Here is a 15,612-nt window from a genome sequence, read left to right as displayed (position 1 = left end):
TTTATATTCTTTTTGCAAGATTACATTTTCTGTATAATTTCCATCCCCTTCTTGATGGCGGCTTCGTTCATCGGGATTAACTTGTGGTGACGTTCGGGCAGGGACTTCTTCAGACCCAGCAATACGTTTTCAAGTTTCACCATCGGAACGATCTTCAGCAGACCACCCAGGATAAGCATATTGAATGCTTTTTCATTCTTCATTTCGGTAGCTGCGTCCATAGCATCCACACGATAAACGCTGATATCCGTACGTTTCACCGGAGTATGGATTCCATATCCGTCATAGATCAGGATACCACCCGGTTTTACTTTGCTTTCGAACTTGTCCATGGAAGGCTGGTTCAGGATGATCGCGATATCGTATTCGTTCAGGATCGGAGAACTGATCGGGTCGTCGCTCAGGATAACGGTCACGTTAGCCGTACCGCCACGCTGTTCAGGCCCGTATGAAGGCATCCAGCTAACCTCTTTGCCTTCCATCAGTCCGGAATAAGCAAGTATCTTACCCATCGACAGAACACCTTGTCCACCAAAGCCTGCTATAATTATTTCTTGTTTCATGTCGTTTTTGTATTTACTTATTCTTTATTTTTTAGATCACCCAGCGGATAGAACGGGAACATGTTTTCCTCCATCCATTTGTTTGCTTTTTCAGGTGTCATCTTCCAACCGGATGAACAGGTGGAAACGAATTCGACAACTGACGTGCCTTTGCCTGCCATAGAGTTTTCGAAGGCTTTGCGAAGCATCTTCTTGGCTTTACGAACGGCGGCGGCTGTCTGTACGCTTTGGCGGGTAACCAGACAGGTTCCTTCCAGCTGAGCCAGCAGATCACCGATCTTCAATGGGTAACCGTTCAGGGCGATGTTACGGCCGTATGGGCAAGTGGCTGTCGGCATACCTTCCAGTGTGGTAGGAGCCATCTGTCCGCCGGTCATACCATAGATGGCATTGTTCACGAATACGATCACAATGTTCTCACCGCGGTTGGCAGCATGGATGGTTTCGGCTGTACCGATAGCGGCCAGGTCGCCGTCACCCTGATAGGTGAAGACCATCTTTTCCGGATTCAGACGTTTGATGGCAGTAGCAATCGCCGGAGCACGTCCGTGAGCTGCTTCTTCCCAGTCTATATCCAGATAGTTATATGCGAAAACGGCGCAACCCACCGGGGAGACACCTATTGTTTTTTCTTCCATTCCCATTTCGGCGATCACTTCGGCGATCAGCTTATGTATCACACCGTGGCTGCAACCGGGACAGTAGTGCATGGGATTGTCGTTCATCAATTCCGGTTTTGTATAGACCAGATTCTCCGGTTTAATTATTTCGTTGAGTTCCATAATTGTTACTAAATTAACTAATAAATCTCAGTAGATATTGAACAAGTCTGAAGCATATGGCTGCTCCGCCGCAATAGAGAAATACGTGACGGTCGTCGACGGCAAAGTAGCAGATAATCGCTGCTGCCGCCAATACCATGAACAGGATTGTCAATATGCTGTCTGTTTTACTTCCGCGTGTCATCGATAATTCTTAATTTTCAATTCTCAATTATCAATTCCTTAAGCGCGTTCAGTACTTCATCCGGAGTGAACACGATACCACCCAGGCGGCCGAAGTGTTCAACCTTTACTTTTCCGTTTACAGCCAGGCGGATATCTTCCACCATCTGGCCGGCATTCAGTTCGACGGAAAGCATGCCTTTTACCTTTTCGGCATAATCGGCAATGGCTTTTTTCGGGAACGGCCACAGCGTGATCGGGCGCAACAGGCCGAGTTTGATACCTTCGGCACGTGCGATCTCCACAACTTTCTGACAAATACGTGCGGAAGAACCGAAGGCAACCAGCAGATATTCCGCATCGTCGCAATGGAACTCTTCGTAGCGTACTTCGTTTTCTTCAATCTTACGGTATTTAGCCTGGAAGCGGAGGTTGTTCTCTTCCATTTTGGCCGGGTCGAGCTCCAGTGAAGTGATCACGTTCGCTTTGCGGCTTTTCAGTTTGCCCTGTGCGGCCCACGGACATTCGGCGATGATTTCAGTTTCTGTCTTACGCGGACGGAAAGGAGGCATCACCACTTTTTCCATCATCTGGCCGATGATACCGTCGGCAAGGATAATAGCCGGATTGCAATATTTGAAGGCAAGGTCGAAACCCAGTCCGACAAAGTCTGCCATCTCCTGTACGGAAGAAGGGGCCAGGGTAATCAGGCGATAGTCACCGTGTCCGCCACCTTTCACAGTCTGGAAGTAGTCTGCCTGGCTTGGCTGGATTGTTCCCAGGCCGGGACCGCCACGCATGACGTTTACAATCAGACAAGGAAGTTCCGCCCCTGCAATATAGGAAACACCTTCCTGTTTCAGGCTGACGCCGGGGCTGGAAGATGAAGTCAATACACGTTTACCTGTTCCGGCACCGCCATACACCATATTGATCGCTGCCACTTCGCTTTCAGCTTGCAGTACTACCATACCGGTAGTTTCCCAGGGCATTTCAGCCATCAGGGTTTCCAGGATCTCCGATTGCGGAGTGATAGGGTATCCGAAGTATCCGTCGGCACCGTAGCGGATAGCTGCGTGGGCGATGGCTTCGTTCCCCTTCATTAATTTTATCTCTTCTGCCATATCTGTTTTATATTTTTACTTTGTAGATGGTTAAACAGCCGTCGGGACAAACCAATCCGCAACTGGCGCAACCGATGCAAGCATCCGGGTTTTTCATGTACACATAATGGTACCCTTTGTTGTTCACTTCACGCGGGTGTAATTCCAGAACATCGCTGGGGCAGGCAACTACACATAAGTTGCACCCTTTGCAGCGTTCCTGGTTTACAACGACCGCTCCTTTTATCTTTGCCATAGTATAACTAATTATGTTTTATGTCGTGTAGGTCGGCAAAGTTAAGAACTAATGTTGTAAAAACAAGGATTGTTTAGTTTTTTAATAGTCGTTAGCCTCTAATGATAACAGATAGCCAATGAATAGTAATGGCTGTCTGTCAAATTTCATCTGTAGACAGTCCGTAACGCTTCATTTTGTTAAACAACGTTTTCCGGCTGATAGCAAGAGCCTCGGCTGTCAGTGTCCGGTTGAAGTTGTGCTTCTTTAGGGCTTCCAGAATCAGTTCCTTTTCCATTTGCGCATTGATTTCGCGGATGCTTCCTCCGCTTCCGGCGATGGTTGCTTCTTCCGTCGAATCATATCCTTTTACCCGGTCGGGCAAATGTTCGGGGCGGATCGTGCCGTCCGTGCATAAGATCATGGCACTTTGCAGGGCGTTCTCCAGGTCACGCACATTGCCGGGCCAGTCGTAAGAGGAGAGTAGCTTTACCGCTTCGGGAGTGATAGACTGCACATCGAGGCTCAACGCCTGGTTGTATTTACGGATAAAGAAATTAGCCAGCAGGGGAATATCTTCTTTCCTTTCCCTGAGCGGGGGAAGGATCAGGGTAAATACATTCAGACGATACAACAGGTCGAGACGGAAATGTCCGCCTTTTACTTCATCGTCCAGATTACGGTTGGTGGCGGCTACGATACGCACATCTACCGGTATCGCTTTCTTTCCGCCGATTCGGGTGATCTTCCGCTCTTCCAGCACACGGAGCAATTTAACCTGTGCATCCAGGGGAAGTTCTCCCACTTCGTCGAGAAACAATGTCCCGCCGTTTGCCCGCTCGAAAGTACCCGCCTTTGCTTCTTTAGCATCGGTAAAGGCACCGCGTTCATGGCCGAATAGTTCGCTTTCCATCAATGTCAGGGGAATGGCGCCGCAGTTGATCGCAACGAAAGGACCGTTTGCCCGCAGGCTGTTGTGGTGGACGGCACGGGCGATCAGTTCTTTTCCTGTACCGCTCTCGCCGTGGATCAGGACGGTCGCATTGGTTTCCGCTACCCGCAGGACCTGTGCCATCACTTGTTTCAGTCCTGTGTTCTCGCCGATCACGTTGCTTCGTTTTTCCCCCAGTGTCTTTTTCAGGGTGGAGATTTCACCTTTCATGCGGCTGTGTTCGACGGCACGTTTGACGGTGAGTAATAATTTATCGTTGTCGAAAGGCTTTTCTATAAAGTCGTAAGCCCCTTTCTTCACAGCGTCGACGGCGAGGGAGATGGAACCGAAGGCTGTCACAAAAAGGACAACCTGGGTCGGGGAGATACGCCTGATCTCCTCCAATGCTTCCACACCGGTCAGTACCGGCATCTGCTGGTCCAGCAGAATAACGTCGGGCTGGAAGGAGAGGAGAGCCTCTACCGCCTCCCGTCCGTTTTCGACGGGCATTACATCATATCCTTCATCGGTCAGCAAACGGGCGATCATCTTGCGGATGCGCGGCTCGTCGTCGGCAACTACTATTTTTGCTTTCATATGCGTTGCGGTAATTTTATATTTATACAAGTGCCTTTGTCCGGCACGCTTTTTACTTCGATCTCGCCTTCATGGCGGTTGATGATACCGTAGCAGATGGCGAGCCCGAGTCCGGTCCCTTCTTCCTTGGTCGTGAAGAAGGGGTTGAATACATTCTCGATGTTCTTCTGTTCGATCCCCTTGCCGCTATCCTCGAACGAGATGATCAGGTAACGGGAATGGGTATTGATGGGAGTTCCCTTTTCTATACTTATTATTAATGTACGCGAGCGTTCCGGCGGATTCTTCCCCATCGCTTCGACGGCATTCAGGATGATATTCAGGAAAACCTGTTTCAGCTGTTCCGCATCCCCCTGGATGGTCGTGTTGTCGGTGAAATATTCGAATTCCACCTCTACGTTTTGTTTACGTAATGTATTGGTCACCAGCAGAAGCGTCTGGTTGATCAGCTGTTCGATATTTATATCGGACGTGTTCAGGTCAGACGGACGGGCGAAAGACAACAGACCTTGTACGATCTTGTTGATACGTTCCACTTCCGAGATCAGCTCCGTCACCATTTCGCTTTTTACTGGGTCGGCGCTGAAGTCTTTGCTCAGATATTGTATCGTGCTCCGGATGGCTGTCAGCGGGTTACGTATCTCATGGGCCGCCCCGGCTGCCAGTTCGCCGAGTGTTGCCAGGCGGTCGGTACGGTACATCTTTTTCAGACGTTCGGTCTGCTGCTCGTAAAGCGAAGCATGTTCGATGGCGAATGTAGCCTGGTTGATCAGGATGGAAAGCAGGTTCAGTTCCTGTTCGGTGAATGGGGCGCCATCGGTTTTCTTCCCTAAAAAGATCGTACCGTTGATCTGGTTCATGATCTTGAGGGGGAAGATCAGTTCGGCACCCAGTTGCCTGATTATTTCCTGTTCTTCGGGAGGAAAATAGGAGACGATATCCGGATGCCTGGAGATGATCAGGTGCTTTTCGTTGACAGACAGCCAGCTGATCAGCCGGCTGCGGTTGGTCAGCGTCACAGGCTTGTTCTTCGCTTCGTTCTGCAGTTTGAATTTGCCTGTGTTTTCATCCAGCAGGAAGATATAAACACTTTCTACCGGGCATATTTGCTTTACCTTGGCAACGATATTGCCGATAAGCAGTGACTTGTCGACGATCAGAGTGAGCGACCGGTTAAACTCCGAGAGTAGCTGCTCCAGGTTCGGTTGTCTGGGTTGTTCGTCCTTCTTGAATAGTGGCATACTTTTTCTTGATCTTTGTGCAAAAGTACGCAAAATCGTATTAATTGAAACAATCGAACTTCGGTTTATCTCCCATCTCGAGCAACAACGTCCCTCCGGATACGATGGCAGCGAATGGTATTCGGGGTTGTTTCAGTTCTTTTCCGTTCAGATAAGCCTTTTGGATATAGATGTTTTCTTTTGAGTTGTTGCGGGCTTCGATCGTGAAAGTCTTCCCTTTATAATAACCGGGGTCCAGACGGATCGTTATTTTGTTGAATAGCGGGCTGCTCAGTTCCAGTTCCGGCTTCAGGGAAACTCCTCCGTTCATTTCGAACAGACCCAGTGCGCTCATCACGTACCAACCGCCCATCTGACCTTCATCCTCGTCGCCTTCCCAACCATGATAAGGGGTTGAGCCGTAGAAACTGTCCAGGATGGCACGCGACCATTTCTGGGCCAGCCAGGGTTTACCGGAATAGTTGAACAGGAACGGGGTACACATATTTACTTCGTTTCCCTGATTGATGTAAAACTCAGCCGACTGTCCTGTGGTACGGTCGAATACATGGGCGGCAAACTTATGCTTTTCCGATTTGATAAATCCCTCTTCCAGCCGGCTGTTGAAGAGGTCTTTCCCCAGGAAGTCTACCAGTCCGGGAATATCGTGCGGCACGTACCAGGAGTATTGCCAGCTGTTGCCTTCAATGAATCCCTTATTGGAGAACACATCGAAATCCGGGTCCCAGTTACCCAGGCTGTCACGCCGCATGACGAACTTTTTCTCCGGGTGGAATACGTTCTTATAATTCATCGAACGTGCCAGCAGCGCTTTTCCTTCTTTTTTCTTTCCGAGTGCCAGGGCCAGTTGGGAGACGCACCAGTCGTCGTACGCATAATCGAGCGTTTTGGAAACCACTCCCTTTTCCATCGGCATATACCCTTGTTTGATATAAACGTCCAGCAGAGGGTTACCGCAGCTGCCTCCGCAGGGATGGTCGATACCTGTTTCCGTGACGTTTTTCAGCACGGCTTCATAGATTGCTTCACCGTCTTTGCGTATGCCTTTTTGATAGGCGGCAACCATCAGGGCTGTTTCGTGCGAACCTTCCATGATGCCGGAGTATTCCAGTCCGGCCGGCCCTTTGCTTGTCCATCCGGTATGTTTGAACATCTCCAGCTGGGTGGTTACCCAATCGTCCACGATGCGGGGGGAGATGATCGACCAGAGGCCGTTTAGATTCCAGAAACTGTTCCAGAAGGCATCGCCGCCATACATATTTCCGTGATCCAGTTGTTGTATGTTTTCACAAGCGTCTCTATATTGGCCGTTCACATCGTTCCATGTTTGTTTGCCGGCATAGGCACGGTACAGGTTGGTGTAGAATTTCGTTTTGTCCACCTCGTTCGTTCCTTCTATTTCTATTCTGCCGAGCAGTTCGTTCCATTTGTTGCGGGTCTGGGCGACTACCCGGTCGAAGTCATATTGCAAGGGGGCGAGTTCGGTGTCCATATTCAGCCGTGCCTGTTCGATACTTACCAGCGATAAACCGGTTGAGACGGTTATGCTTTCTCCTTCGGTTGTGGAATAGATTGCGTAGGCTCCGATATCGTTCTTGCCGGCAATGGATTGTATGTCGTCTTTTTCTACTCCTTCGTTCCATCCGTTCAGTTGCGCGAAAGGTTTGCTGAAGCGGATGATGAAATGCAGTTTGTAGTTGTTCCAGTTACTCCACGGACCGGACTGGCAGTCGGCATATCCTTCGAGTTCGGTATTGCTGACTTTGGTGATGCAGGCATCTTTCACATTGAAGCCATAGTCCCATTCGGTCGGGAATAGGAGGTCTATCAGTATCCTGGATTCTTTTCTTTCGGGAAAAGTGTACCGGTGAATGCCGCAACGGGTGGTGGCCGATAGTTCCGCTTTTACCTCATGATCGTATAAATAGACGGAATAGTAACCGGGTGAGGCCTTTTCCGTTTCTTTCAGTATGCGTGAATGATAGCCGGCGTTTGCTCCTTTATAGGGAGAATCAGCCGAAGGGTTTGTCAGGGCCAGGTCGGCTGTGGTCGGCATGATCATCAGGCCACCCATCGTCCAGGCATGCAGATGGCTGAAACCGGAAACGCTGTTGATGGCGTATTCGTATCCTCCCATCCAGACATTCCCCTGGTTATCCGGTCCGAGTTGCACCATGCCGAACGGTTCTTGTGCATAAGGCCCCAGCATCCACCGGGAGTTGGAAGTACCGATAAACATATCCACATAATCGACGGGTTCTTTCGGCTTTGCCGAAATGAGGGTGAAAGGGAGAGTCAGGAGAATTAAGATGTAACTGCTTATTTGTCTGCTATTCATGGTGTTGATCTATTAATTATTGTAAGGCAAAGGTATGTGTTTTCTTGTGTACAGGTATATAACTTTCTGCTGATTCGGTTGCATTATCTTATGATGGCGTGCAATTGGGTAAAATATTACCCACTTTGGGTAACGGCTTTCCCTTTTACCCAAGAGGGAAATAATTACCCATCCGGGTAACCGGTGGAAATACAACCGGTTGCAGTTTTGGCACGCCATTTGCCTTATTATAGGCAGGTAAAACAATAAATAATGACAATTGGGTAACCTGTTACCCGAAAGAACTTAATTCGATATAGTATGAAAAGAAATTTACTGGTATCACTGTTGATGGGATTCGCTTTGGCAGGGCATGCGGAGACGGAGAATCTCCGGCAGATCACCTATGATGAAGCGATTCACATTGCTTTGGGGGAAAGCTATACGGTGAAATATTACAAGGAAGATATGGACGCAACCCGTTACTCTTACCTTTACACAAAAGCACAATTCAAGCCGTTGCTGAACTTTGACTTCTTTACTCCTTCATGGACGGAAAGCCTGACGGAGATTTCGCAGGCCGACGGTCTGCCGGTCTACAACTCTACCGGTTCGTTGCAAGTGGGCGGTAACCTGAACTTTACATATGTCTTGCCTACCGGCGGTAATTTCGCCCTGAGCTCCAAGATGTACTGGGAGAATTACCGGACTACACTTTCGCAGCGGGATTATGAAGAGCTGGAACGCGACCAGGTGTACAGCCGTTTCGCCCTCTCTTTCAACCAACCCATCTTTACCGCCAATAAACTGAAGGAAAACATGAAAGTGGCCGAACTCGATTATAAGAAGAGTACCTGCTATTTCACCCGTATCCAGATGGATATTGTCTATAATGTAACGGAGAGTTTCTATACTGTATATAAACTGGCCTACGAACATAAAATCAATCAGGACCGCCTGGTCAACTCCCGTGAAGCCTACCGTATCACCAAATTGAAGCAGGAGACGGGCAACCTTCCCGAAGGTGAAATGCTGATTGCCGAGATTACCGTCGCACAAGACGAAGCCCGTGTGATGGAAAGCGAAGGCAAGCTCGCCGCCGCCAAAGACCAGTTCAAGCTACTTATCGGCCTTGACCTCAAAGAAGAGATCGACCTGAAAGCGGATATGGAGTTCGAGGCCTTCATCGTCGACATGCAACTGGCTATCGACGAGGCTTTGCGTAACCGTATGGAAATAAAGGAAGACAACCTCGATATCGAGCTTCAGGCCATCGAAGTGAAGCGTGCCAAACGGGAACGGGAATTTAAAGGAAACATTTCCGCTTATTATGATTTCACCGGATTGAGTACACGCGGAGATGGAACAGTCGGTCAACTGGTCGGCTCATCCTTTGATAACATGCGCGACCGTCCGGCTAACCGGGGTATCGCCCTGACCGTCTCTTATCCGCTTCTGGACTGGGGACGTGCCAAAAACCAGGTACGCCGCGAGCAAGTCCGCCTGAAACAGCGCGAATTAAATCTCGACAATACCAAGCGGACTATCGAACAGGAGATTCGCGAGATCGTCCGTAGTGTGTATGAAGCGGAGAAGCGTTACCGCATCAACCGCCGGAATCAGGAAGTGGCGATACAGAGTTACCGTATCAGCCAGATGCGTTTTGAGAACGGCGATATGACGAGCCAGGAACTTTCTATCGAACAGGAGCGCCTTTCGCAGGTGCAGCTTGCCTATATCGACAGTTATATCACCTATCGTCTCTCGGTGGCCGACCTGAACCGGAAGACCATGTATGACTTCGAACATAACCGCAGTTTTCTGCCGGAGAAAGGATAGAAACCAGATTCGCTTAGTATTCTGGTTCATAGCAGATTGCAGTTTCATTGCTGTTCCTGCTTGTGAAACAAAAGTTTCTCCTGCATGAAACTTTAGTTTCCTCCTGATAAAACTAAAGTTTTCATAGCGGGAAACTGAAACGCCTTCGGGAGCAAATTAGAATGATAACATAATAAATAAGAACAGATGAACAAACACATGAAAAGTTTTATTGCGGTATTGCTGGCCATCCTTCTGATGCCCTTTACCGTCCGGGCACAGGAAGACAGCGAAGCAGCCTTGTTGCTCGATCTGAAAAAGACCCGTGCCGATTATGAAGTGGCCAAACAGAAGTATGAGAACGACACGAAGCTGTATAATGAAAAAGCCATCTCAGCCAACGATTTCAACCGTTCGAAGAATGAGCTGCTGAGTAAGGAAGTCGATTATCAGAAACTGATCCTGAAGCTGATCTCCCAGCAGAGTTACATAACGGTGGAACGTGCGGTGAAGTATCAGGACCAGCGGGGCGAACGCAAGGTGAAGATCACCCTGAAAAGTGCCCTCGAAGGGAACGAAGAGTATCTGAGCCAGTTCAAGGAACACTTCGATGTGTTCACGCCTGAGATGCGTTCCGGTAAGATATATAATATATATGTATCTTTGGTGGATAATGAGTCGAAAACGATCATCGGTTCGCCGTATGAGTTTCGTGTCCCTTCCATCGAGTTGGGGAAGGTGGCGACGGCCGATTTCGAATTGCTGAAAGATGCGGAGAACCTGACCGTTTCGCTGAACTACAACAACCGGAAGGATGAAAAGAATATCTATCTGAAAAAAGATGCCAGTGTGAACGTGATCGACATATCCTCCATGCAGTTCAGCCAGGAAGCTGACCTGAGCAGCAAAGCGACTTACGATCTGACACTTGAGCGCTTCTCCACTTCGGATGATGTCTACCGCCTGGAAGTGCTTGACCTGCCACGCCAGATCAGTTACGACTTTACCGACGGAGAAAGTAAGGTGACGCAGATCAAATTTGCGCAGGGTGTAAACATAAAGAAGTTATCTTTGCAGGTCTATTTGCCGGATCGCGACGACCAGCAGGTAGTGATCGATAAGCCGATAAAGTTCCAGGTGCAGACCGTAACGGCGTCGAACGGCGAGAAGGCCGGAAGCGAGAACCTGGAGATTATCCCTCGCGGAAAAGGAAAGATCGAAGTGCGTGCAAACAATCTCTACCACGAAACGACCGTCGGCAAAGAAGTGGTTATGGACGTAACAGTCCGCAACGGTGGAACCCGCCGCCTGGATAACATCAAGCTGACAACAGAGAAGCCTCTCGGATGGGATACTCGTATCGAACCGGATGTAATCAGCAGCCTGGAACCGGAAAAGGAATTAACGGTAAAAGTAACCATCATCCCGCCATCAGACGGTGGAGTAGGTGCCCAGGAAGTGAAGATCAAAACGGAAGCAATGGCCGACAACCGCAAGGTAGATACGGAAGACAAGACAGTCCGCATCCAGGTAAATGCTTCGACTTCTGTTTTCGGCACCATCTTCCTGATCCTGTTGCTGGTCGGCTTTATCGGGGGAATCGTTTGGTTCGGAATGAAGCTTAGCAAAAGATAGTTACTTTTCCCTTGATGGAAAAGTAACCAAAAGATCAAGGCTGCACCGGCTTCACTGCTACGGAAGAAGACTACGCTGTCGCATCTGAACTCGCTTCGCTCAAACAGCAGATGCTCCTAAAGCTTCGTCTTCTTCCTTCGCGGACGTTCATCCGCTGATGCCTTTCATAGAACGCGTTGCGTTCTTTGGGGATTGCCGACACCGACACCTATATAACAGGCAGTGTCGGCCATCCCCGGAGGAAGTGAAACTTCCTAAAAAGGCATCAGCTGGCGAGCGTAAAGCGCAGCAGCCGGAGTGAGCGTTCGGAGCATCCGCTGTTTGAGCGAAGCGAGTTCGGAGGCGACAGCGAACGTAGGATGCGGAGTAGCGAGGCAGATGTAGCCTTGAACTTTTGATTACTTTTCTTTCAAGAGAAAAGTAATAACGAAAATAAGAATAATAACAATTGAAATTAAAACATAAACACCATGTTACAAGCAATCGATTTGACAAAGAGATACGAAGACGGCAATTTGGCCCTTGATGCCTTGAACCTAGAGATCAAGCCGGGCGAAATCTTTTTCCTGCTGGGAGCAAACGGGGCAGGGAAGACCACTTCTATCAATATCTTCCTCAACTTCATCGAACCCACTTCGGGCCATGCCTTGATCGACGGTATCGACGTTATGGAAAAACCGCTGGAAACAAAGAAGCATGTCGCTTTCGTTTCCGAGAATGTAATGCTTTACGGTAACTTCACCGCCCGTCAGAACCTCGACTTCTTTGCCCGCCTGGGCGGTAAGACGAACCTGACGAAAGACGATTACTATAACGTCATGCGCCGTGTCGGCCTGCAGGAAGAAGCCTTCGAACGCAAGCTGAAAACCTTCTCCAAAGGTATGCGCCAGAAGGTCGGACTGGCCATCGCCATCATCAAAGATGCCGACAACATCGTTATGGACGAGCCGACCACCGGACTCGACCCTAAGAGTGCAGCCGAACTGATGCAGATATTGATTAACCTCCGTAACGCCGGCAAGAGTATCCTGATGTGTACCCATGATCTGTTCCGTGCCAAGGCAGTGGCCGACCGTGTCGGTATCATGAAGGAAGGCCGCCTGGTGATGCTCCGTAGCCGTGAAGAGTTCCTCCAGGACGACCTCGAGCGTATCTATCTGGATTATATGCAGGAAGCTATTTTGGAATAAGAGTGTAAACCATTAATAATAAGTAATATGATTTGGTTAATAGCAAAGAAAGATTTCCTGCTGAACTTGTTGTCGGTCAGGTTTATTATAGGGTTTGTACTGTGTCTGCTGGTGATACCGTTCACGGTGATCGTCAGTGTGGAGAATTATCAGAACCAGGTGCGTGTCTTTAAGATCGAACAGGCAAAGGCGGATAAGGAAATGAAAGAGAGCCGCGTATGGTCACATGTTCGTCCTACTGTTATACAGGTGCCGGAGCCGCTGAGTATCTTTAGTACGGGTATTATCGGTGATGTCGGCAATAAGGTGAAGGTTTCTTTCTGGGAATATCCGCTGTTTCCCGAAGGGCATACTCTTACCCGCGACAACCCTTCGTTGAATGCCTTCTTCTCGATAGACTTTTCGAAAGTGGTCGCTATTCTTATCTCGTTGCTGGCACTCGTTTTTTCGTATGATGCCATTACCCGTGAACGGGAAGACGGGACGATGAAGCTGACCTTTACCGGGCAGGTGAGCCGTATCTCTTTCCTGATGGGTAAGTTATTGGGATTGTTGCTGACGTTACTGCCTATTTTGCTGTTCTGTTATCTGCTGGCCTGCCTGATCATTGTGGTTAATCCGGCGATTTCCCTTTCTGTATCCGACTGGGGCGGCTTGTCGCTGCTTTTCCTGACTTCCGTCATTTATATGATGGTATTCCTGTTGTTGGGAATGTTTATTTCCAGCCGGGTGACGCATTCGTCTTCGTCCATTATTATCAGCTTGCTGTGCTGGATATGGTTCCTTTTCCTGATGCCTAATATTGCGACTTATCTGGCACAAAGTATTTCGAAAGCGCCTTTATACGATAATGTACAGGCAACCATGAGAAATTATGACGAGGCTTTTCATAAAGAATATATGGAGGAATGGCCGCGTGCGTCCCAAAGGGTCAATATGAAATATTTGAGTTATAATAATTGTACCGGTGACGGACAGGAATATCTGGAATTGGCCGGAGGCCCGAAAGAGACACCTTTGTTCCATCAGCAGATGCAGATTTGGGCAACTCCTGTCATGCTGAATAATGCGGATAAGAAATGGGCCTTGCAGCGGAACTATCTGGACGGACTGGTGCGTCAGCAACGGTTGCAACAAGCCATCGCCTGGTTGTCGCCCTCCGAATTGTTCGACCAGACAACGGATGCTTTATGCCGTACCGATGCGGGCAGCTTCCTTAAATATATGGAAAGTTTGCGTAAATACCGGGAGAACGTCATTACCTATTTCAAGGATCATAAGCTGTTTGAGTCTACTGCTTACTTTACTGCCCAATCTTTGGATGAATTCCCTACACAGGCAGAAATTGACTTGGGAGGCGAAGAGGTGTGGAGGAAATATGACAGAAGTAATTCTGAATTTCCGTATCTGGATACCAGCGGTGTTCCCCTCTATGTTCCTCAACCGATCACACTTTCGGCTACGTTGGGTGCTGCGCTGGGACGTTTATGTGCCCTGTTGGGATTGGTGATCGTATTGTTGGTCGGGACAATCGTGTCGTTTATGAAATATGATGTCAGATAATAAATAATTACAGTTATGTTTACAACTTTATATATACGTGAATTGCAGAACTATCTGTATAGTCTGCGCTTTCAGGTTTCTTTTGTAATTGTTGTGCTGGTGTTTACGTTGGGTAGTGTTTCATTCGCTTCTTCTTTTAAGGATATGCATGATAATTATACCAAATATAGCGTAGCACAGCAGGAAGCAATAGGCAAACAAGCCGAAAATATCTCAAAAGTAGCGACAGCAAGGAACAGCTTTATCATCTCTCCGCGCGAAAACAGTGTGATTGCGGATTGCAAGGAAAGCTATTTACCTAACCGTATTACCTACAGTGCTTATAATGTGTTTGATTATTCGGTACGCCATGATAGCAATAATCCTCTTCTGATCCGTACGGATAGTTTGAGTTGGTCGTTTATCGTTTCCATGTTCCTGAGTTTTATTACGCTGCTTTTTGCTTTTGATGCCATTTCAGGGGAAAAGGAGGAGAGGACGCTGGCTTTGGTCTTTTCAAATGCCGTACCCCGGCGCACCTTCTTGTGCAGTAAGCTTTTGAGTATTATAACAGTGATAGGAGTCATGGAACTGGTCGGTATCATAATCAGTCTGATTATCCTGGCTGTTTCCGGTCAGGTGCAGTTGAACAGTAGCTTTCTGATAGAGACTGCCGGGTTTATACTGATCAGCCTTTTGTTTATCACTACGTTTGCCGTATTCGGTTTGCTGTCGTCGGTGGTGACGCGCTACTCCAATATCAGTTTGCTTATCTCGCTTTGTTTCTGGTTGTTTGCTGCGGTAGTCATTCCTAATACGTCTGTATTCTGGGCAAAGACGCTGTTCAGCATACCGACATCGGACGAAGTGGCTCAGAAGCGTCAGGAGGCATCCGATGATATTAACCGGAATGCACCGGAAGGAAGCTGGTCGTCCAATGGTGGGGATGCGTTTTATCCCCGGCATGAGTTGCGTGCACGAAACCAGAGTAATCTGATGAATAGCGATAAGAAGTATAATGATGCCTATTACCTGCAACAGTTCCGTCAGTTTGAGCAAACCCGTAATTTCACACTGCTGTCACCGATCGCGCAGTTCGATTATATGAATGAAGCGTTTCTGGGAGGTGGTTACCTGCGTTTCCAGAAGAACTGGAATGACCTGCATGCTTTCCAGGAACAATTCTTACAGTGGTTCAAAGACGTCGATGCCAAGGATGACGGCAGCCCTCACTGGTATAATCCTTATGAAGATTATTCCACCAGTAAGAAACCTGTAGCCGTCGATCAGATTCCTCAATACCAGGAACAGATCGCCTCTTTCGAGCAACGCATCGAATTCATCGGCGGTTATATGATTGCTATGATAGTTATGATTGCTGTTTTGTTTATGGCTTGCTTTTATTTCTTTACAAGATACGATGTACGGTAATAACTGTCTAAATTTTGTACATCACTGTCTAATTATTGGACAGAATGGGAATTTAGTGATAAATA

Annotated in this window: 13 protein-coding genes; 5 read left to right on the top strand and 8 right to left on the bottom strand. The window is 48.3% G+C overall.

The window, feature by feature from the left end:
• Positions 1-20 precede the first annotated feature (20 nt).
• The 8 genes from C825_RS18305 to C825_RS18270 form a co-directional block, all read right to left on the bottom strand.
• Positions 21-563 (bottom strand): 2-oxoacid:ferredoxin oxidoreductase subunit gamma family protein, encoded by a 543-nt coding sequence (locus tag C825_RS18305; protein ID WP_007653275.1) that lies wholly within the window; start codon positions 561-563, stop codon positions 21-23.
• A 17-nt stretch (positions 564-580) separates the two neighbouring features.
• A complete protein-coding gene (locus C825_RS18300) occupies positions 581-1,345 on the bottom strand; it encodes a thiamine pyrophosphate-dependent enzyme (RefSeq protein ID WP_007653276.1) in 765 nt (254 codons plus the stop codon).
• A gap of 13 nt (positions 1,346-1,358) precedes the next feature.
• Positions 1,359-1,529 (bottom strand): hypothetical protein, encoded by a 171-nt coding sequence (locus C825_RS18295; RefSeq protein ID WP_016213001.1) that lies wholly within the window; start codon positions 1,527-1,529, stop codon positions 1,359-1,361.
• A gap of 16 nt (positions 1,530-1,545) precedes the next feature.
• A complete protein-coding gene (locus C825_RS18290) occupies positions 1,546-2,631 on the bottom strand; it encodes a 3-methyl-2-oxobutanoate dehydrogenase subunit VorB (RefSeq protein ID WP_010803563.1) in 1,086 nt (361 codons plus the stop codon).
• A gap of 7 nt (positions 2,632-2,638) precedes the next feature.
• Complete coding sequence (locus tag C825_RS18285) at positions 2,639-2,866, bottom strand: 4Fe-4S dicluster domain-containing protein (protein ID WP_007653280.1); 228 nt, start codon at positions 2,864-2,866, stop codon at positions 2,639-2,641.
• A gap of 139 nt (positions 2,867-3,005) precedes the next feature.
• Positions 3,006-4,373, bottom strand: coding sequence for a sigma-54-dependent transcriptional regulator (locus C825_RS18280; protein WP_010803562.1), 1,368 nt, complete (start codon positions 4,371-4,373; stop codon positions 3,006-3,008).
• The gene (locus C825_RS18275; RefSeq protein ID WP_010803561.1) at positions 4,370-5,614 is read right to left on the bottom strand and encodes a GAF domain-containing sensor histidine kinase; all 1,245 of its coding nucleotides are present in this window, start codon (positions 5,612-5,614) and stop codon (positions 4,370-4,372) included. Before C825_RS18275 ends, C825_RS18280 begins: the two co-directional genes overlap by 4 nt.
• 40 nt (positions 5,615-5,654) lie before the next feature.
• Complete coding sequence (locus tag C825_RS18270; RefSeq protein ID WP_010803560.1) at positions 5,655-7,952, bottom strand: GH92 family glycosyl hydrolase; 2,298 nt, start codon at positions 7,950-7,952, stop codon at positions 5,655-5,657.
• 300 nt (positions 7,953-8,252) lie between these two features.
• On the opposite strand from C825_RS18270, the gene C825_RS18265 reads away from it, so the two are divergent.
• From C825_RS18265 to C825_RS18245, 5 genes are all read left to right on the top strand, one after another.
• Complete coding sequence (locus C825_RS18265; protein WP_007653296.1) at positions 8,253-9,770, top strand: TolC family protein; 1,518 nt, start codon at positions 8,253-8,255, stop codon at positions 9,768-9,770.
• A 198-nt stretch (positions 9,771-9,968) separates the two neighbouring features.
• Positions 9,969-11,384, top strand: a complete 1,416-nt coding sequence (locus C825_RS18260; RefSeq protein ID WP_224264898.1) for an NEW3 domain-containing protein — start codon at positions 9,969-9,971, stop codon at positions 11,382-11,384.
• A gap of 470 nt (positions 11,385-11,854) precedes the next feature.
• Complete coding sequence (locus C825_RS18255; RefSeq protein WP_007653298.1) at positions 11,855-12,574, top strand: ABC transporter ATP-binding protein; 720 nt, start codon at positions 11,855-11,857, stop codon at positions 12,572-12,574.
• A 27-nt stretch (positions 12,575-12,601) separates the two neighbouring features.
• Positions 12,602-14,137, top strand: coding sequence for a DUF2705 family protein (locus tag C825_RS18250; protein ID WP_010803559.1), 1,536 nt, complete (start codon positions 12,602-12,604; stop codon positions 14,135-14,137).
• Between the two features lie 15 nt (positions 14,138-14,152).
• Complete coding sequence (locus C825_RS18245) at positions 14,153-15,547, top strand: ABC transporter permease (RefSeq protein WP_010803558.1); 1,395 nt, start codon at positions 14,153-14,155, stop codon at positions 15,545-15,547.
• Positions 15,548-15,612 lie beyond the last annotated feature (65 nt).

The organism is Parabacteroides sp. ASF519 (genome assembly GCF_000364265.2).
Classification (GTDB): Bacteria; Bacteroidota; Bacteroidia; order Bacteroidales; family Tannerellaceae; genus Parabacteroides; species Parabacteroides goldsteinii.
The sequence above is the reverse complement of the archived record's forward strand: the minus strand, read 5'-3'. Positions and strand labels throughout refer to the sequence as shown.

Bases quoted from the DNA above. Each gene is read 5' to 3' on its own strand.
- C825_RS18250 (WP_010803559.1), top strand. From the start codon at position 12,602: ATGATTTGGTTAATAGCAAAGAAAGATTTCCTGCTGAACTTGTTGTCG.
- C825_RS18255 (WP_007653298.1), top strand. From the start codon at position 11,855: ATGTTACAAGCAATCGATTTGACAAAGAGATACGAAGACGGCAATTTG.
- C825_RS18290 (WP_010803563.1), bottom strand. From the start codon at position 2,631: ATGGCAGAAGAGATAAAATTAATGAAGGGGAACGAAGCCATCGCCCAC.
- C825_RS18300 (WP_007653276.1), bottom strand. From the start codon at position 1,345: ATGGAACTCAACGAAATAATTAAACCGGAGAATCTGGTCTATACAAAA.
- C825_RS18245 (WP_010803558.1), top strand. From the start codon at position 14,153: ATGTTTACAACTTTATATATACGTGAATTGCAGAACTATCTGTATAGT.
- C825_RS18260 (WP_224264898.1), top strand. From the start codon at position 9,969: ATGAAAAGTTTTATTGCGGTATTGCTGGCCATCCTTCTGATGCCCTTT.
- C825_RS18275 (WP_010803561.1), bottom strand. From the start codon at position 5,614: ATGCCACTATTCAAGAAGGACGAACAACCCAGACAACCGAACCTGGAG.
- C825_RS18265 (WP_007653296.1), top strand. From the start codon at position 8,253: ATGAAAAGAAATTTACTGGTATCACTGTTGATGGGATTCGCTTTGGCA.
- C825_RS18305 (WP_007653275.1), bottom strand. From the start codon at position 563: ATGAAACAAGAAATAATTATAGCAGGCTTTGGTGGACAAGGTGTTCTG.
- C825_RS18295 (WP_016213001.1), bottom strand. From the start codon at position 1,529: ATGACACGCGGAAGTAAAACAGACAGCATATTGACAATCCTGTTCATG.
- C825_RS18285 (WP_007653280.1), bottom strand. From the start codon at position 2,866: ATGGCAAAGATAAAAGGAGCGGTCGTTGTAAACCAGGAACGCTGCAAA.
- C825_RS18270 (WP_010803560.1), bottom strand. From the start codon at position 7,952: ATGAATAGCAGACAAATAAGCAGTTACATCTTAATTCTCCTGACTCTC.
- C825_RS18280 (WP_010803562.1), bottom strand. From the start codon at position 4,373: ATGAAAGCAAAAATAGTAGTTGCCGACGACGAGCCGCGCATCCGCAAG.